This is a genomic window from Cryobacterium sp. M15 (genome assembly GCF_002929675.1).
GTDB lineage: Bacteria > Actinomycetota > Actinomycetes > Actinomycetales > Microbacteriaceae > Cryobacterium > Cryobacterium lyxosi.
Window position 1 is genome coordinate 139,504 of sequence record NZ_PJJW01000040.1, and the last position, 17,179, is coordinate 156,682.

Below are 17,179 nucleotides of genomic sequence, written 5' to 3' on the forward strand. Positions count from 1 at the left end.
GTTCGCGTCGAAATGGCCATGATCACGGTCCATTTCCAGGGCGTCGATGATCAGGCTCGTGCGCATGTGGCTGGCCATGGACCAGCCGACCACCATCCGCGTGCACAGGTCGATCACGGTCGCCCAATACAGCCATCCCGAGCCGGTGCGCAGGTAGGTGATGTCCCCACAAGACCGGGTTCGGGGCGTCGTCGAGGTGAAATCGCGGGTCCCGTCTTTGCCCTGCATGTGGTTCTGAATGTGTTCGGTTCTGGCGTCCGGGTCCACGGTCGTGGTTTTCTTCCCCGCCCGCATCCGCACGGCCCGCAGGCCGCGACTGGTGAGGATAGATCCGACCGTGCCGCAGGCGATGCTGACGCCTTCCTGGCCCAGGATCGTGGTGATCTGATCCCGGCCAGCCATGCCCTTCTCACGCGTGTGTGTCAAGGGCCATGAAGAACGGCCCACTGGCGGCCATGAGAAATGCCCGCTGGTGGCCATGAAAACTGCCCACTCATGGCCAACAGATCTGCCGACCAGGAGTTCGGCGGCGTTGGCCAAGCGTGAGCGCGGCGTTAGCTCATCGGCGTCACGCCCTGCCCGGCGAGGGCCTGCGTGAGGCGGATCGATTCGCCTGACGTCTGGCAGACGTGAGCGTGGTGGAGCAGCCGGTCGACGGTCGCCGTGGCGAGAGTCTTGGGCATGAGCTCGTCGAACCCGGCGGGGTGCAAATTCGAGCTGACCGCGATGGATCTTTTTTCATAGGCCGCGTCGACGAGGCGATAGAGCCCCTTTGCCGCGTCGGTCCCGACGGCCAGGAGGCCGATATCGTCGATCACGATCACGATCAGGTCGGCGCGGAGGATGCGAGTGACGACTCGGGTGACGCTGTCGTCAGCGCGGTGGGCGCGCATCAGCGCGCCGAGGTCCTCGAGGCGGAACCATGCCACTCTCATGCCGGCCTCGACGACTTGCTGGCCGAGGGCCTCGAGGAAGAACGTTTTTCCGGTGCCGGAGGGCCCGCAAACGACGACGTTCTCCTTCCGGCTGATCCATTCCAGGGTGCGGAGAGCCTGCTGCGTCGGCAGCGGGATCGACGACGCGGCTGGGTCCCAGGTGTCGAAGGTCTTCCCGGTCGGGAACCCGGCGGCTTTGCGGCGGGTGGCGAGCATCGATCGGGACCGGCCGGTGACCTCCTCGACGAGGAGCGCTTTGACGACTTCGGAGGGTTCCCAACGTTGTGTGCGGGCCGTGATCAGTAGCTCCGGCGCTAATGCCCGGGCGTAGGGCATTTTCAGCTGCCGCATCAATGCCTCGAGGTCGGCGGGCAGCGCGGGTGCCGCGGTTGGGACCGGGCTCATGCGCTTTCCTCCAGCAGGTCGTCGGCGGCGTTCACTGGCAGTTGACCGATCGCGGCCCAGCCGCGTGTTCCTTGAGTGAGGGACTGGCTTTCGCTGGCGGTGTGGGTGTTGGCGCAAAGGCCGGCGGCGTTGAGGATCGAGGCGAGGTCCTTGTGGGCGAAGCGGCCGTGGATGGCCGCGGTACCGAGGGCCTGGTCGACGTCGGCCTGCCCGGCGATCTTCGCCAACGCGACGGCTTCGGCCATCTTCTGGCTATGCGCATCGTGCCGATTGCGGCTGCTTCGAGCAGCCAGGTCCGGGCGCCGGCGCCGATGGCGAGGAACTCCGTCTCGGCAGCGCTTTTCGCTTTCACGGCGTAGTCGCCGGGGATCTTGGGGGCGTGGTCGGGGAAGTGCGCGTCCCTGATGGCGGGGCTTCCCGGCCGGGCGCGGTGGTGCCGCGCGACTTCGACGGGGCCGTCGCGGCCCTCGTGGATGACGATGACCTGCTCATCGAGCCCGAGGCCATGGCTGCGCACGAACACTTTGGCGCCGAGAAGATACGACGGCACCGAGTACTGACCGTTCTCGAACGTGACCATCGGCGTGTTGTCCGGGACGCGGCGGGACATACCAAACGAGATGGTGTGGGCGGCGTCAGGCACTCGGTGCAACCGGGGTGTTTCCTCCAGAAGCATCGCGGCGGGCTTGCGGCGGGTGGCGCGGTGCTCCCGGTTGTTGACGAGGTCCATGAACTCTTGGCAGGCCGTTTCGATGTCGGCGAAGGAGTCGTATTCGAGGCGGAGGTTGGTGTCTTTGGGGACGATGTCGGCCTTGGCAAGCTTCACCGAGGACTCAACTCCGCCCTTGGTCGCAGGGTCCGCCGGCTGGCAGGTCAGGCCGGTGACGCCGTAGTGGCGGGCGAAGTCAACCGTCGCGACGTTCCTGACCGGGACGCCGGCAACGTGGGAGACGGTGACGCTTTTCTCGTTGTCGGTCAGGACGTAAGTCGGCGCGCCACCGATGATGCGAAACGTGCGATCCAGCGCCGCATAAACGCTTGGTGCGGTGCGGTCGCGCATGACGATGACGACCCGAAACCGCGACCACGCCAACCACGCAATATAGAGGACCGTCTTCTTGCCGTCCATCACGGGTCCGTCGCCGAAATCGTATTGAATCCACATTCCCGGCTCCGAGATCCACGGCCGGTGCACCCGAGTATTGCCGAGGCGTCAGGCGGCGCGAACCTGCGCGAACGCGCGGCGGGTGGAACGGTCCGACCCGGTGTAGCCCAGGGCCACGAGCTTGGTGTGGGCGATGTCGGACCGGAGTTTGCCTTTGGACGCGACCATCCATTCCTCGAGCTTGGGCATGAAAGCGTCGGTGACCCGGCCGCGGTTCACGGGATTCGCGATCGGCTGGCCGGCATCGCGGGCGGCGACATGGCGGGCGACGGTGTGGTGCGAGCAGCCCGTCAGCCCGGCGGCACCCCGCAAAGATTTGGTCAGATCGTACGCAGCGAGTATTTCCATGATTTCTACGTCTACCTTCATAAGTGGGCCTCTTCCTGAGCTGTTCAATTGCGTCTTAGACACCGCAATCAAACCCCAGGAAGAGGCTCCGCCGTTTAACACGGTCGGGTTCAGAAAAGGAAGTGGGCAGATCTCATGGCCACCAACGGGCAGTTTTCCTGGCCGTCAGTGGGCAGTTCCGTGGCCGCTTATGGGCAGCTTGTCATGGCCACCGACATATGGCCCGTGGGACGTCGTAGATGACGTGCACTGTCCGTGCCCAGGATCACTGTTCCAACCTCTCAGGGCGGCTACAGCGGCCTGACACGGAATTAAACGGCGTTAGACAGTAGGCGCCTACGGGGCTTGAAGCTGCCCGGTGTTCAGCATACTGAAACTGTCACCGGGTTAGACGACCAAAGGCCCGCTTGTGTGTTTTTCGTGTCTTTTGCCGCGCCCGAAAATGCTCGAAACGAGCGTGTGTTTTGTGTGCCTTTTCGTTCCAAACCTGAGCCGTGAAGCAAAGCGTTCAGGGGCTTTCAGTATGTTTGGTGTTTTTATTGGCTATTCTCACGTCACCAGAACAGCGTTTGGGCAAAAAAAAAACCCCGCTGACCGGAGGTTTCTTTCTGTGGGCGATGCGGGACTTGAACCCACGACCTCTTCCGTGTGAAGGAAGCGCGCTACCAGCTGCGCCAATCGCCCAATTGCTTTTCGCACAACAGCCAAGGCTTGTCGTGCGACTTTTGATACTAGCCCAGTCTGGCGCGCCGCCGCACATCGAGACCGCACCGGGAGTGGCGCGTGTGCCGTGCGCGGCCGCCAGGTGGGTCTCGACAGGCCGTCGCGCCGACCGACGCAACACGCCGTAAACAGCTCGGTTTGGTTTCCGTCTTGCTATTCGGCTAGAGTCTCCAAGTACGCAGAAATGCGGACAGTTGCGGATGTGGCGCAGTGGTAGCGCATCACCTTGCCAAGGTGAGGGTCGCGAGTTCGAATCTCGTCATCCGCTCGAATGAACTGGAATCGGTCGAAAGACCGGTTCCAATTCGTTTGGTATGAACCCATATGGTGTGAACCCACATGGTGGATTGGCCGAGAGGCGAGGCAGCGGCCTGCAAAGCCGTTAACACGGGTTCGAATCCCGTATCCACCTCCATTCTTTGTGCACGTCCTGAAGAATAGGTAGTTCCCAGAATCTTGGGCGATTGGCGCAGCGGTAGCGCGCTTCCCTGACACGGAAGAGGTCACTGGTTCGATCCCAGTATCGCCCACAGAACATTTACAGCTGAACGAGAACCCCGGTCATCCGGGGTTTTTTTCTGCCCGAAGCCTCGGCGCACGACGACCGGCACGGGAACAGCGAGGTCCTCGGCGCCGATTTCGTGAGTGAACGCTCGACGGGATCGGTGTGAGGTCGGAGCCCGGACAGGACCGGACTCCGACGTCACAGCCCCTGCTACCGAGTTACCCGTACGATTTTCGGCACGGTCAACGCCTGAGCGAACTTCGGCGTGCCCAGGTAGCGGGCTACCAGCACGTGAGCGCCGACCTTGAGCGACGCGTACCTGAACGTGGCTAAACCGTTCTTGAGTGCCACCGGGGCGCCGACCTTCGTGGTCACGTCGTAGAACTGCACGAAACCGGTCACCATGGCGGTGCCGGAACGCGGAGCGAATTTCGCCACAGCCGTGACGGCGGTGCCGACAATGACCTCACCTCTCGGCGACACGGTCAGCGTTCCAGCGACCTTGCTGGCCCTGGCGGTCTTGGCCAGAACCGTGACCGTCACCGCTGGCGACGTCGACGACTCGTAGAACACGGCGAAACTTTCGGCGGTGATGCGGTGCACCCCCACGGACAGACTCGTCGTGGTCAGGGTGGAATGCCATTCGCCGAACACCTGGTTGCCAACGAGTGGCTGGCCGTTGTCGTAGAAAGTGATCTCTTCGCCTGATCGGTCACCGTTTAGGGCGCGCCCCTGACTGTCCGTGACGTTCGCCGTGAAGGTGATGCGCTGCCCGGCCGTTATGGTGCCGGACGGTGTCGCGGTCAGCGTCGTTTTCGTATCGGGACCGGTCGGCACGAAGTAGTTGAAGGTTTTCGAGGCCGGGGCAAAGTTCTTATCCCCGAGGTAGTCCACTCGAAACTGGCGCGTCCCGGCCACGCTGGGATGAGCGTCGGAGTAGAACACACCGGCCGTGTCGCTCGGCAGGAGCGTCGGCGTTTCGGTGGGGTTGCCCGGCTCGAGGGAGACGACCCGAACAGTCCCCGTCGGGACGCCTGTGGCGGGGGCGGTGGGCGTGATCTCGCCATAAACGGACGCGGCCTGCCCGGCGAAATAAATATCGAAAGTGCCGGCCACGATACTGACCGTGGCCCGCCCCGTGGAAAGGGCCGGGGCATCCGTTACCGCCGATGCTGCCGGCGCGGCGATGAGGGCGCCGAGCATCACGGCGGCCGGTAATACCAGAGCGGGAAAGCGCCACGAGCGCCTCGCGTCCGCATGGCTGGAATGGGATGGGTGCGGTGCAGGTATCATTTATCGCTTCTTTGCGGTCGGTAGTGATCGGCCCCCTAAATTACGGACAAGATACTCCGATATCGGCGGGGCTAGAAGTGCGGGCGTGCGTTTTCGCGGCGTCGCGATCTCGCAACCGACGAGCGCACCCGCGCACGCCGCTAAAGTTGACGGGTAGGCAAACAACAGGGAGTTATACACGTGGCTGACGGCTTTGCGCTTTTCACCGATCGATCCATTGTCGCCATGCGCGTCAATGGTGAGTTGAAAGACCTGGCGGCCAGCGTGTTGCCAACGGATGTTGTCGAACCGGTGGGTATAAATTCTCCCGACGGCCTCAGCATTTTGCGCCACTCCGCCGCTCACGTGCTCGCCCAGGCAGTGCAGACGGTCAACCCGACCGCCAAGCTTGGCATCGGCCCGCCCATCACCGACGGGTTCTATTACGACTTCGACGTCGAGGTTCCGTTCACCCCGGACGACGTGAAGTCACTGGAAAAAGCGATGGATCGCATTATTCGTCAGGGGCAGCGCTTTGTGCGCCGAGTCGTGACCGATGACGAAGCCCGAGCCGAACTGGCTGCCGAACCGTACAAGCTCGAACTCATCGGGCTGAAGGGCGGCTCCAGCACCGAAGACAACGAGTCCGTCGAGGTCGGCGGCGCCGAACTCACCATCTACGACAACGTTGACCCGAAGACGGGGGAGACGGTCTGGAAAGACCTCTGCCGCGGTCCGCACCTGCCCAATACGCGCATGATCGGCAACGGCTACTCGCTCACCCGGCTGGCCGCCGCCTATTGGCGTGGCTCCGAGAAGAACCCGCAGCTGCAGCGCGTCTCCGGCACCGCCTGGCCCACCAAGGACGAACTGCGCGCCTACCAAACCCGCCAGGAAGAGGCCGCCAAGCGCGATCATCGCAAGCTCGGCGCCGAACTCGACCTGTTCAGCTTTCCTGAGGAGATCGGCTCGGGCCTGGCCGTGTTCCACCCTAAGGGCGGCATCATCCGTCAGGAGATGGAAAGCTACTCCCGCAAGCGCCACGTTGAAGCCGGCTATGACTTCGTCTACTCGCCGCACATCACCAAGTCGACCCTGTTCGAGACCTCGGGCCACCTCGACTGGTACCGCGAAGGCATGTTCCCGCCGATGCACCTCGACGAGGAACGTGACGAGACCGGCCATGTCACCCGCCAGGGCGTCGACTACTACCTCAAGCCCATGAACTGCCCCTTCCACAACCTCATCTTCAAGTCCAGCGGCCGCAGCTACCGCGAGCTGCCGATGCGCCTGTTCGAATTCGGGTCGGTCTACCGCTACGAGAAGTCCGGCGTGCTCAACGGGCTCACCCGGGTGCGCGGCATGACTCAGGACGACGCCCACATCTACACGACCAAAGAAGGCATGAAAGAGGAGCTCACCAGTACGCTCAACTTCGTGCTGCAGCTGCTCGCCGACTATGGCCTCGAGGACTACTACCTCGAACTGTCCACGAAAGACCCGAAAAAGTTCGTCGGCAGCGACGACGCCTGGGACGAAGCCACCGAGACGCTCCGTGAGGTCGCGGAGGCATCCGGTCTCGATCTCGTCGCCGACCCGGGCGGGGCGGCGTTCTACGGCCCCAAGATCTCGGTGCAGGCCCGCGATGCCATCGGCCGCACCTGGCAGATGTCGACCATTCAGCTCGACTTCAACCTGCCCGAACGGTTCGATCTCGAATACACGGCGAACGACGGCAGCCGCCAGCGCCCGGTCATGATCCACCGCGCCCTATTCGGCTCGATCGAGCGCTTCTTCGCCGTGCTCACCGAGCACTATGCCGGGGCGTTTCCGGTCTGGCTGGCGCCGGTGCAGGTCGTCGGCATCCCCGTCTCCGAGCAGTACGGCCCGTACCTCGACGACGTGATCGCCACCCTGAAGAAGGCTGGCGTGCGCGCTGAGGTCGACCATTCCGACGACCGCATGCAGAAGAAGATTCGCACCCACACCAAAGCCAAGGTGCCCTACCAGCTCATTGTGGGCGAAGACGACCAGGCCAATGGAGCGCTGAGTTTTCGTTTTCGTGACGGTACGCAGCAAAATGGCGTGCCGGTCGCCGAGGCCGTGCGCCTCATTGTGGAATCGATCGAGAACCGCGCCCAGGTCACCACGAGCCCAGTTGCCCCGATCGCGGCCGAAGTACAGGCGTAGCATGACGGAAATTCCGGACGATCGGCTGCGCGGCTCGGACACTGGCGACGCGGGTGCGAGCGAAACCGCTGCAGAGTTCGCGGCGGTTCCGGATGCCTTCCAACGGCTCTGGACGCCGCATCGGATGGTCTATATCCAGGATGGGCAGCAGCCGCACCCGGATGACTGCCCGTTCTGCATCGCTCCGGGGCTGGACGATGAGAAGGCGCTGATAGTGGCGCGCGGTACCCATGCGTACGTGCTGCTCAACCTATTTCCGTACAACAGCGGTCACCTGCTGGTCTGCCCGTATCGGCACGTCGCCACCTACGACCAGGCCACACCGGCGGAGGTCGCCGAGATCGGCGAACTCACGCAGATCGCCATGCGGGTTCTGACGCAGGTGTCTAATTGTGACGGATTCAACATCGGCATGAATCAGGGGCGCATCGCCGGGGCGGGTATCGCCGAGCATCTACACCAGCACATCGTGCCGCGTTGGGCCCTCGACTCGAATTTCTTTCCGATCATCGCCGGCACCAAGGCCATTCCGCGCCTGCTCGGCGACGTGCGGCGCGAAATCGCTGACGGCTGGCCCAGCATCGTGAAGCCCGCTGCGGCGACCCGCTAACTCGATTCACACTGGACGCATGTTGGTGCGCGCCCGGTCTTACCCTGTCAGTGCACCAGCCGCCGACCAGACCACCACCGTGCAAGGAATACAATCGTATTATGACTAAATCAACCTCCGCCGAGCAGTTCGGTTCGAGCCGCGTCAAGCGTGGACTCGCCGAAATGCTCAAGGGCGGCGTCATCATGGACGTCGTCACCGCTGCCCAGGCTCGTATTGCTGAAGACGCCGGCGCTGTCGCCGTCATGGCTCTTGAACGCGTTCCCGCCGACATTCGCTCACAGGGTGGCGTAGCCCGGATGAGCGACCCTGACCTCATCGACAGCATCATCGCGGAGGTCAACATTCCGGTCATGGCCAAGGCTCGTATCGGCCACTTCGTCGAGGCGCAGATTCTTGAAGTGCTCGGCGTTGACTACATCGATGAGTCCGAGGTGCTCAGCCCGGCCGACTACATGAACCACATCGACAAGTGGAATTTCACCATTCCCTTCGTCTGCGGTGCTACCAACCTCGGGGAGGCGCTTCGCCGTATCAATGAGGGCGCGGCCATGATCCGTTCCAAGGGAGAGGCCGGTACCGGCGACGTCTCCGAAGCCACCAAGCACATCCGCACCATCAACGGCGAGATCAAGCGTCTCACCTCACTCAGTCGCGACGAACTGTACGTCGCCGCCAAGGAGCTGCAGGCACCCTACGAGCTCGTCGCCGAGATCGCCTCCACCGGTAAGCTGCCCGTCGTGCTGTTCACCGCCGGAGGCGTGGCCACCCCGGCTGACGCTGCAATGATGATGCAACTCGGCGCTGACGGCGTTTTCGTCGGCTCCGGCATCTTCAAGTCGGGCAACCCCGAGCAGCGCGCAGCAGCCATCGTCAAGGCCGTCACCTTCTACGACGACGCCAAGGTCATCGCAGATGTCTCGCGTGGCCTCGGCGAAGCCATGGTCGGCATCAACGTGTCGGACATTCCTGCGCCGCACCTCCTCTCGACCCGCGGCTGGTAACTGAGCGGTTCGTGACGATCCTCTCTATGCGCACCCGACCGGCAGAAACCGCTCTACCGGCAGGTCTGCGGGTCGGGGTGCTCGCCCTGCAGGGCGATTTTCGCGAGCACGCGCACGTGTTGCGCGAACTCGGCGCTCACGTCGACCCGATACGCCGCCCGGAAGAACTCGACCGAATCGACGGTCTGGTCATCCCGGGCGGTGAATCGAGCGTCATGGACAAACTGGCCCGCACGTTCGGTCTCGCCGAGCCGCTGAAGGCCGCCATTCGGGGCGGATTGCCGGTCTACGGTACGTGCGCCGGCCTCATCATGCTTGCCGATACGGTTATCGACGGTATGAACGGTCAACAGAGTCTCGGCGGACTCGACATCGTGGTGCGCCGCAACGCCTTCGGGTCGCAGACGGCCTCCTTTGAGACCGACCTTGACATTCCGGTGCTCGGTCAGCAGCCGGTGCATGCCGTGTTCATTCGAGCGCCGGTCGTGGAGACCATCGGTGCGCGGGCGACCGCGCTGGCCACCCTCGATGACGGGCGCTGCGTCGCTGTCGAGCAAGGAAACCTGCTCGGAACCTCCTTTCACCCGGAAATCACCGGCGAATATCGTTTTCACCAGTATTTCCTGCAGAAAGTGATTTCCGCCGCACGGTGAGAAGTCGGCTTAATTGTGCCGGGTGCGCGAGTGTGGCTAGGGTTCAGACATGACTCAGACAACCGGTGGTCAACGATGACCCGATATGTAGCACTGCTCCGTGGCATCAACGTCAACGGCATCACCATAGCCATGACGGATCTTGCTGAAACATTCCACGAACTCGGTTACACCGACGTCAAAACCGTGTTGGCAAGTGGCAATGTGATCTTCAGTATCGACAGTCCGCTCGTTGATAAAACGGATGCTGCCGCGCTCAAGGCCCGCATCGAGAAGGCCCTGGCCGCTCGGTTTGACTACGAGGCGTGGATCGTGCTCGTCGACGCCGAATCCCTCGACCGGATCGTTCGCGCGTACCCCTTCGACGCGGACCGCGACGGCTGGCATCCGTATGTGATGTTCTCCTCCGACCCGGGACATCTCAGCGAGCTCGCCGGACACCGCAAAGAACTCGAGGCCGCCGAGGAACGCATCGAACTCGGCCATGGTGTGCTCTACTGGGAGGTTCGCAAGTCGGTCGGCATCAAGAGTGCTTTCAGCAAGAAGAGTGCCAAGCTCAAGTACCGCAACACGACGACCACCCGCAACCTGCACACTCTGCACAAGCTGCTGGAACTCACACCGGGATAGACTGCTTGAGCACTTACGCGTGCACCGACCACGCACTGCCGGCGCCCGCAGCATAACGGCCAAATGGCCAGGGGCCCCCGCGCCTGCTGCACCACGTCCAAACGATCGAGCACAACAACGGGAGATGTATGTCCGGGCATTCCAAATGGGCCACCACCAAGCACCAGAAGGCGGTCACCGACTCCAGGCGGGCCAAGGCGTTCGCCAAGCTCATCAAGAACATCGAGGTTGCGGCTCGATTGGGCGGCGCTGACCTCTCGGGTAACCCGACGCTGGTCGACGCCATTCAGAAGGCCAAGAAGACCTCGGTACCCAACGACAACATCGACCGCGCGGTCAAGCGCGGTGCCGGCCTGTCGGGCGAGCAGGTCGACTACACGACCATCATGTACGAGGGCTACGCCACTCACGGTGTCGCGATCATGATCGAGTGCCTTACCGACAATAAAAACCGCGCAGCGGCCGAGGTGCGCACCGCGATGGCCCGCAACGGTGGGGCCATGGCCGATCCGGGCAGCGTCGCCTACAACTTTCACCGCAAGGGCGTCGTTGTGGTCAAGCACCTGCCGACGCTCACCGAAGACGACATCATGCTTGCCGTTCTCGATGCCGGCGCCGAAGAGGTCATTGACGAGGGTGAGACCTTCGAGATCCATTCCAATGTGAGCGACCTTGTCGCTACCCGCACCGCGCTGCAGGCCGCCGGAATCGACTATGAGTCAGCGGATATCGCGTTCATTCCCTCGCTCAAGATCGAGGTCGACGCCGAAACGGCCCGTAAGGTGTTCCACCTGATCGACGCCATGGAAGATCTCGACGACGTGCAGAACGTGTATTCCAATTACGACCTGTCGGCTGAGGTGCAGGCCGCACTCGCGAGCGAGTCCGAGTAATTCGATGGCGGTACGGGTTCTCGGCATCGATCCGGGCCTCACCCGTTGCGGTGTGGGCGTGGTCGACGTCGAGGGTAACCGCTCGGCTCGCCTGGTGGATGTGACGGTGCTGCGCAGCGCACCCGACCTGCCCCTGGAGCAGCGTCTGCTGCTCCTGGCCCAGGGCTTGGAAGACATGCTCGACCGCCATCGGCCCCAATTCATTGCTATTGAACGCGTCTTCGCCCAGCACAACGTGCGCACCGTCATGGGCACCGCGCAGATCAGCGGTGTCGCCCTGATGCTCGCCGCGAAGCGCGGTCTGCCGGTAACCCTGCACACCCCGAGCGAAGTGAAGGCGGCCATCACCGGCTATGGTGCCGCCGACAAGAAACAAGTCGGCACTATGGTCGCGCGCATCCTGGGGCTCACCGAGATTCCCCAACCAGCCGACGCAGCGGATGCCCTCGCCCTCGCGATCTGCCATGCCTGGCGTACCGGGGCATCCGGTGGCACTCTGCCGACCGTCACCTCGGTGAAAGCGGCCGCCATCATGCCCGGAGCGCTCACCCCAGCCCAGAAAGCGTGGCGCGACGCCGAACGCAAATCGGTGCCAGCAGTGTCGGTGGTGCCCCGTAGTCTTAAGCGGTGATCTCCTCCGTACGTGGCCCTGTCCGCTCAGCTGTCGGCTCAACCGTCGTGATCGAGGTCGGCGGTGTCGGTCTCGCCGTGCAGGTGACGCCGGCCACCGCACTCGGCCTGCGCATCGACGAGGAAGCCCGGCTGGTGACCGTACTCATCGTGCGCGAGGATTCGCTCACGCTCTATGGCTTTCCGAGCGGCGATGAGCTCGCCGTCTTCGAACTGCTCGTCGGTGTGACCGGTGTGGGCCCCAAGTCCGCTCTCGGCGTGCTCGCGGTGCTCACCCCCAACCAGATCGCGCAGGCTGTCGCCGGTGATGACGACGGCGTGTTCCGCAAGGTCAGTGGCATCGGACCGAAAACGGCAAAACTTATCGTGCTCTCCCTGGCCGGCAAACTCGCTGTGACGGCGGCAACTTCTCCAACCCGAACACGTGGGCCCGCCTCGGTTGCAGCCAGCGTGCTGGCTGCACTGATCGGCCTCGGCTGGTCGGAGCGGGTCGCGGCGGAGGCGGTCGACGAGACCCTGTCCGAGCTGGGGGATGCCGCCGGCACAGACTCCGCGCCGCCGGCGGTTGCCGCTGTGCTCCGGTTAGCCCTCGGCCGGCTTGGACCGGCAGCGCATCACGTTACCGGTGCGGCGGCCGCAGCGAGCACCGGAACGGCTCGCTCGTGACAACCGATCCATCCATCGAGAACCCGGCCGTCCAGCTGGTCAACCCCGCGCTGGAAAGCGAGTCAGAGCTGGCGTTCGAGGGCGCCCTGCGCCCGGCGAGTCTGACCGAATTCGTCGGCCAGAAGAAGGTGCGTGGGCAGTTGCAGCTGCTGCTGACTGCCGCCACGATGCAGAATCGCACACCCGACCACATCCTTCTGGCCGGCCCTCCCGGCCTCGGCAAGACCACCCTGGCCATGATCGTCGCCTACGAGGGCAATCGTCCGCTGCGCATGTCGAGCGGTCCGGCCATTCAACACGCCGGCGATCTCGCGGCCGTGCTGTCGTCCCTGGTGCCCGGCGAGGTACTCTTCATCGACGAGATCCACCGTATGGCTCGCTCCGCCGAAGAGATGCTCTACCTCGCCATGGAGGACTTTCGCATCGACATCATGGTCGGCAAGGGCGCCGGCGCTACCTCGGTCCCGCTCGAACTGGCCCCGTTTACCCTGGTCGGCGCTACTACCCGGTCCGGGCTGCTGCCGAACCCCTTGCGCGACCGATTCGGTTTCACCGCCCATCTCGAGTTCTACGCTCAGAGCGAGCTCGAACAAGTACTCGCTCGGGCAGCACACTTGATCGGCCTGCCGATCAAAAAGGATGCTCTCGCTGAGATCGCTGGGCGATGCCGCGGCACGCCGCGCATCGCGAATCGCCTGCTGCGTCGGGTACGGGACTATGCGCTCGTGCACGGGGGAGCGGCCGACATTGCGGCGGTGCACGCGGCTCTCGAACTCTATGACGTCGATGCGATCGGCCTCGACCGCCTCGACCGCGAGGTGATGAAGATCATCCTGACCCGGTTCGGGGGCGGGCCGGTAGGGCTCAACACTCTGGCCGTGTCCGTCGGTGAAGAGTCCGAAACGGTGGAGGCGGTCGTAGAGCCGTTTCTGGTGCGGATAGGATTTCTCACGCGCACCCCGCGAGGTCGAGTTGCCACCAGCGCAGCGTGGCAACATTTCGGTCTGACCTCTCCTCAGGGCAGTGCGACCCTTCTTGACCTATAATTCAATTTGGCCCGTGTGCCTACAGCTCTAATCCAGTAGGCGCGTTCCCGTAAATCGGGCCCCCATCACAAGCTTCGGCCACTCGTGCCGCAATCGAAAGGTAATACAGTTTTATGGATTCATTGACTCTCGTCATGTTGGCGGTTTTGGCCGTCCTCGTCTTCTTCATGTTCCGAAACGGCCGCAAGCGCAAAAAAGACCAGGAAGCGCTGCAGGCCACCATGGTTGCCGGCGCGGACGTCATGACCAACTTCGGCATGTACGGCACGATCATCGCTATCGATGAAGAGGCCAACAAAGTCGAGCTGCAGATCGCCCCCGGCGTCATCGTCGAAATTCACCGTCAGACCATCGCCCGTGTGGTGGAGCCGGTTGTCGTCGACGTTTCTGAGGACTCAAATGTTGATAGCATCGACTCGCTCACCGAGCCGGAATTCGGCCAGCGTGTTGCCGACGTAGACACCGACACCACTGAACAGCCCAAAAAGGGTGACGCGTAGTTTCTCACTTTTAGGTAATACTTCGCTTGGCACCATAGTTAGCACAACGCACGTACTGCATCACGCGGCGCGCCCACGCATGTTGGCGTGGGCGCCAACAGAAAGCTGAGTTCATAGGTGGCTAAGTCGTCTCCGGTCAAGAAGGCCTGGCGTTCCCTGACCTGGCTTGGCGTGATTATCGTCGGTCTGATCGCCCTCAACGCTTTTGGGGTGCTGACCCAGAACGGATCATGGACGCCGAAACTGGCCCTTGACCTTGAGGGTGGAACACAGATCATCCTCGCCCCCCGGGTTGAGAGTGGCGCAACAGTGACGTCGGAGCAGCTCACTGAAGCCGTGGGTATCATTCGCCAGCGTGTCAACTCGTCGGGGGTATCCGAGGCGGAGGTCAACACTCAGGGCGGACGAAACATCGTCGTGTCGATCCCCGGTACGCCCGATGACGCCACCCTGGAACGCATCAAGTCGTCAGCGAAGCTCGAGTTTCGGGCGGTGCTCGTCGCCGGTCAGCCGTCCGGCCAGACCGTCGGTGCTGACGGAACGGCAACGCCGGTGCCGCAAGCTCCGGTCGATCCGAGCCTGTCGACCACTCCCGCCGTGGCGCCGACCAACGCAAGCGACTTGAACTACGTCACCCCAGCGCTCCAGGCCGAGTACGACGCCTTCGACTGCAGCAAAATCAATACCACCAACGTGGCACCGGCCGACCAGCCCCTGATCACCTGCGAAACAGATGGCTCCGTCAAGTACATCCTGGGTCCGGTCGAAGTAGACGGTTCCACGATCGCCGACGCGACCAACGGCCAGGTCACGACGCAAAACGGTGCAACCACCGGCGAGTGGGCTGTCAATATCGTCTTCAACAATGATGGAACCACGAAGTTCGCTGACGTCACGACCCGGCTATTCGACCTCACCGGTGTGCAGAACCAGTTCGCGATTGTGCTCGATGGCCGTGTCATCTCTGCGCCAGCCACCCAGGGCGCCATCCTCGATGGCAAGCCACAGATCACCGGGTCATTCGACCAGGACAGTTCTAAGGCCCTGGCCGACCAGCTCAAGTTTGGTGCCCTTCCGATCAGCTTCACCGTGCAGAGCCAAGACACCATTTCGGCGACGCTCGGGTCGACCCAGCTGGTCAACGGGCTGATCGCCGGCCTGATCGGCCTGATCCTCGTGGTCTTGTACTCGCTCGCGCAGTACCGTCTTCTCGGCCTGATCACGGTTGCATCACTCGGCGTGGCTGCGGTGATCACCTACCTGCTCATCACCATCTTGTCCTGGCGCGAGGGCTATCGCCTGTCTCTGGCTGGTGTGGCCGGTTTGATCGTGGCTATTGGTATCACCGCCGACTCGTTCATCGTGTACTTCGAACGTGTCCGCGATGAACTGCGTGACGGTCGCGGGTTGGAGTCCTCGGTCGAGGCCGGCTGGAAGCGGGCTTTCCGCACCATCGTCGCCTCTGACGTCGTCAATTTTCTTGCCGCTGCCGTGTTGTTCGTGCTCGCCGTCGGCAACGTGCGCGGTTTCGCGCTGACGCTTGGCCTCACGACGGTCGTCGACCTGCTCGTGGTCAGCTTGTTCACGCACCCGATGCTGCAGCTGGTCGCGCAGACGAAATTCTTCAATGAGGGCCACAAACTCAGCGGGCTTGATCCGCGAGCACTCGGCGCCGTCTACCGGGGACGGGCCCGATTCGAACCATCGGCGTCGATGTCCGCCTCCAAGGTCTCATCCTCGAGCAAAGAGGCAGCGAAGCGACAAACCATCGCCGAGCGTAAAGCTTCCGAGCTCGTAAGCAGCAGCACTGAACGATCGACTAACGGGAAGGATTCCTGATGGCTAGCTTCTCGAAATTTGGAAACGACCTCTATACGGGCGCTCGTTCGCTCGATATCGTCGGGCGTCGAAAGCTCTGGTACTTGATCGCCGGGGGAATGGTCCTCATTGCCTTGGTCGGTCCGTTCCTGTTGCGCGGCGGCTTCGTCTTCGGTATCGAATTCACCGGGGGCAGCGAGTTCGTTGTCTCGCAAACGACCAGCCAGTCAGAGACCACGGCAACGGATGCCGTCGCCAGCGTCGTTCCAAATGCCATCCCGAAGGTCTCCACGATCGGCAACGACGGCGTCCGGGTGCAGACCGACCAGCTGTCGGAAGCGGAGACGACGAGCGTGCGAGACGCTCTCGCAACCGCTTACGACGTTCCCGTCGCTGAAGTCGCCACCTCGTTTATCGGTGCGACCTGGGGGCAGGACATCACCGGGCAGGCTCTTCGTGCCCTGGTCGTGTTCCTCGTGCTGGCCGGAATCATCATGGCGATCTACTTCCGTACCTGGAAGATGTCCGTTGCGGCAATGGTCGCCCTACTGCACGACCTCGTGATCACCGCCGGCTTCTATGGAATAACCGGTTTTGAAATCACGCCAGCGGCCGTGATCGGATTTCTCACGATCCTCGGGTACTCGCTCTACGACACCGTCGTTGTCTTCGACAAGATTCGCGAGAACACGAATTTCGACGGGTCAGGTTCAAGCCGAACCTTCTCTGAGTCGGTCAACCTCGCGGTCAACCAGACACTCGTGCGATCCATCAACACCTCCGTCGTGGCGGCCCTGCCCGTGGCATCCATTTTGTTCATCGGTGCGTTCGTTCTGGGCGCCGGTACCCTGCGCGACATCTCTCTCGCCTTGCTTATCGGAATCCTGGTCGGCACCTACTCGACCATCTTCATTGCGTCACCGATGTATGCCCAGCTGCGAAATGGTGAGGATGTCATTCGTAAGCACGACAAGAAAGCCCTCGCCGCTCGCGCCAAGGCGTCAGCTCCAAGCGCGGAGAGCGTCACGGTGTAGCCGCCGGAACGTGCACGACGAGAAGCGGCCGGCCCTTTCGGGTCGGCCGCTTTTGCGTGTGAACGAGACGTGATCGCTGGGGGCGTAAGGGTGAGCCTCAGAGAACCGGCATAATTGACAGTACGCACACCCGCCCCTGCAGAGCGTGAAGT

The 17,179-nt window shown here is 62.9% G+C and carries 14 protein-coding genes, 4 tRNA genes and 2 pseudogenes; 15 read left to right on the forward strand and 5 right to left on the reverse strand.

Going from position 1 to position 17,179, the window contains the following annotated elements; all coding sequences use genetic code 11:
* Positions 1–24: 24 nt before the first annotated feature.
* The 4 genes and pseudogenes from CXY83_RS18645 to CXY83_RS13855 all read right to left on the reverse strand — a co-directional run.
* A pseudogene (locus CXY83_RS18645) lies at positions 25–480 on the reverse strand (DDE-type integrase/transposase/recombinase); the annotation flags it as partial.
* A gap of 74 nt (positions 481–554) precedes the next feature.
* Positions 555–1,340 (reverse strand): IS21-like element helper ATPase IstB, encoded by a 786-nt coding sequence (istB, locus tag CXY83_RS13845; RefSeq protein WP_104197910.1) that lies wholly within the window; start codon positions 1,338–1,340, stop codon positions 555–557.
* Positions 1,337–2,874 (reverse strand): annotated as a pseudogene (gene istA, locus CXY83_RS13850) (IS21 family transposase). Before istA ends, istB begins: the two are co-directional and overlap by 4 nt.
* Positions 2,875–3,464: 590 nt before the next feature.
* Positions 3,465–3,537: transfer RNA gene (locus tag CXY83_RS13855), tRNA-Val, on the reverse strand.
* Positions 3,538–3,772: 235 nt separating this feature from the next.
* On the opposite strand from CXY83_RS13855, the gene CXY83_RS13860 reads away from it, so the two are divergent.
* From CXY83_RS13860 to CXY83_RS13870, 3 genes are all read left to right on the forward strand, one after another.
* Positions 3,773–3,844, forward strand: a tRNA-Gly gene (locus tag CXY83_RS13860).
* Positions 3,845–3,917: 73 nt separating this feature from the next.
* A tRNA-Cys gene (locus CXY83_RS13865) sits at positions 3,918–3,991 on the forward strand.
* Positions 3,992–4,034: 43 nt separating this feature from the next.
* Positions 4,035–4,106: transfer RNA gene (locus tag CXY83_RS13870), tRNA-Val, on the forward strand.
* Positions 4,107–4,291: 185 nt separating this feature from the next.
* Here CXY83_RS13870 and CXY83_RS13875 read toward each other — a convergent pair.
* The gene (locus CXY83_RS13875; RefSeq protein ID WP_104197911.1) at positions 4,292–5,374 is read right to left on the reverse strand and encodes an Ig-like domain-containing protein; all 1,083 of its coding nucleotides are present in this window, start codon (positions 5,372–5,374) and stop codon (positions 4,292–4,294) included.
* Between the two features lie 225 nt (positions 5,375–5,599).
* Here CXY83_RS13875 and thrS point away from each other — a divergent pair, with 225 nt between their 5' ends.
* The 12 genes from thrS to secF all read left to right on the forward strand — a co-directional run bounded on the left by thrS (position 5,600) and on the right by secF (position 17,027).
* Positions 5,600–7,543: a threonine--tRNA ligase gene (thrS, locus tag CXY83_RS13880; RefSeq protein WP_233200983.1), complete on the forward strand. Its 1,944-nt coding sequence runs from the start codon at positions 5,600–5,602 to the stop codon at positions 7,541–7,543.
* 1 nt (position 7,544) lies between these two features.
* A complete protein-coding gene (locus tag CXY83_RS13885) occupies positions 7,545–8,153 on the forward strand; it encodes an HIT domain-containing protein (protein ID WP_104197913.1) in 609 nt (202 codons plus the stop codon).
* Between the two features lie 101 nt (positions 8,154–8,254).
* The gene (gene pdxS, locus CXY83_RS13890) at positions 8,255–9,157 is read left to right on the forward strand and encodes a pyridoxal 5'-phosphate synthase lyase subunit PdxS (protein WP_104197914.1); all 903 of its coding nucleotides are present in this window, start codon (positions 8,255–8,257) and stop codon (positions 9,155–9,157) included.
* A 26-nt stretch (positions 9,158–9,183) separates the two neighbouring features.
* Positions 9,184–9,810: a pyridoxal 5'-phosphate synthase glutaminase subunit PdxT gene (gene pdxT / locus CXY83_RS13895; RefSeq protein WP_104197915.1), complete on the forward strand. Its 627-nt coding sequence runs from the start codon at positions 9,184–9,186 to the stop codon at positions 9,808–9,810.
* A 75-nt stretch (positions 9,811–9,885) separates the two neighbouring features.
* Positions 9,886–10,440 carry a DUF1697 domain-containing protein gene (locus tag CXY83_RS13900; RefSeq protein ID WP_104197916.1) on the forward strand — a complete coding sequence of 185 codons (555 nt, stop codon included), beginning with the start codon at positions 9,886–9,888 and terminating at the stop codon, positions 10,438–10,440.
* A gap of 128 nt (positions 10,441–10,568) precedes the next feature.
* Positions 10,569–11,333 (forward strand): YebC/PmpR family DNA-binding transcriptional regulator, encoded by a 765-nt coding sequence (locus tag CXY83_RS13905; RefSeq protein ID WP_104129021.1) that lies wholly within the window; start codon positions 10,569–10,571, stop codon positions 11,331–11,333.
* Positions 11,334–11,337: 4 nt separating this feature from the next.
* Positions 11,338–11,964, forward strand: coding sequence for a crossover junction endodeoxyribonuclease RuvC (gene ruvC / locus CXY83_RS13910; protein WP_104197917.1), 627 nt, complete (start codon positions 11,338–11,340; stop codon positions 11,962–11,964).
* A complete protein-coding gene (gene ruvA / locus CXY83_RS13915; RefSeq protein ID WP_104197918.1) occupies positions 11,961–12,629 on the forward strand; it encodes a Holliday junction branch migration protein RuvA in 669 nt (222 codons plus the stop codon). The genes ruvC and ruvA overlap by 4 nt, the downstream gene beginning before the upstream one ends.
* A gap of 14 nt (positions 12,630–12,643) precedes the next feature.
* Positions 12,644–13,675 (forward strand): Holliday junction branch migration DNA helicase RuvB, encoded by a 1,032-nt coding sequence (gene ruvB, locus CXY83_RS13920; protein WP_174722204.1) that lies wholly within the window; start codon positions 12,644–12,646, stop codon positions 13,673–13,675.
* 113 nt (positions 13,676–13,788) lie between these two features.
* Positions 13,789–14,175, forward strand: coding sequence for a preprotein translocase subunit YajC (yajC, locus tag CXY83_RS13925; RefSeq protein ID WP_104197919.1), 387 nt, complete (start codon positions 13,789–13,791; stop codon positions 14,173–14,175).
* 117 nt (positions 14,176–14,292) lie between these two features.
* Positions 14,293–16,014 carry a protein translocase subunit SecD gene (gene secD / locus CXY83_RS13930; RefSeq protein WP_104197920.1) on the forward strand — a complete coding sequence of 574 codons (1,722 nt, stop codon included), beginning with the start codon at positions 14,293–14,295 and terminating at the stop codon, positions 16,012–16,014.
* The gene (gene secF / locus CXY83_RS13935) at positions 16,014–17,027 is read left to right on the forward strand and encodes a protein translocase subunit SecF (RefSeq protein ID WP_104197921.1); all 1,014 of its coding nucleotides are present in this window, start codon (positions 16,014–16,016) and stop codon (positions 17,025–17,027) included. The genes secD and secF overlap by 1 nt, the downstream gene beginning before the upstream one ends.
* Positions 17,028–17,179: the final 152 nt, after the last annotated feature.

Excerpts from the sequence above, each read along its gene's own strand:
- CXY83_RS13905 (WP_104129021.1), top strand. The coding sequence starts at position 10,569 with ATGTCCGGGCATTCCAAATGGGCCACCACCAAGCACCAGAAGGCGGTC.
- CXY83_RS13900 (WP_104197916.1), top strand. The coding sequence starts at position 9,886 with ATGACCCGATATGTAGCACTGCTCCGTGGCATCAACGTCAACGGCATC.
- ruvC (WP_104197917.1), top strand. The coding sequence starts at position 11,338 with ATGGCGGTACGGGTTCTCGGCATCGATCCGGGCCTCACCCGTTGCGGT.
- pdxT (WP_104197915.1), top strand. The coding sequence starts at position 9,184 with ATGCGCACCCGACCGGCAGAAACCGCTCTACCGGCAGGTCTGCGGGTC.
- CXY83_RS13885 (WP_104197913.1), top strand. The coding sequence starts at position 7,545 with ATGACGGAAATTCCGGACGATCGGCTGCGCGGCTCGGACACTGGCGAC.
- pdxS (WP_104197914.1), top strand. The coding sequence starts at position 8,255 with ATGACTAAATCAACCTCCGCCGAGCAGTTCGGTTCGAGCCGCGTCAAG.
- yajC (WP_104197919.1), top strand. The coding sequence starts at position 13,789 with ATGGATTCATTGACTCTCGTCATGTTGGCGGTTTTGGCCGTCCTCGTC.
- thrS (WP_233200983.1), top strand. The coding sequence starts at position 5,600 with ATGCGCGTCAATGGTGAGTTGAAAGACCTGGCGGCCAGCGTGTTGCCA.
- secF (WP_104197921.1), top strand. The coding sequence starts at position 16,014 with ATGGCTAGCTTCTCGAAATTTGGAAACGACCTCTATACGGGCGCTCGT.
- CXY83_RS13875 (WP_104197911.1), bottom strand. The coding sequence starts at position 5,374 with ATGATACCTGCACCGCACCCATCCCATTCCAGCCATGCGGACGCGAGG.
- istB (WP_104197910.1), bottom strand. The coding sequence starts at position 1,340 with ATGAGCCCGGTCCCAACCGCGGCACCCGCGCTGCCCGCCGACCTCGAG.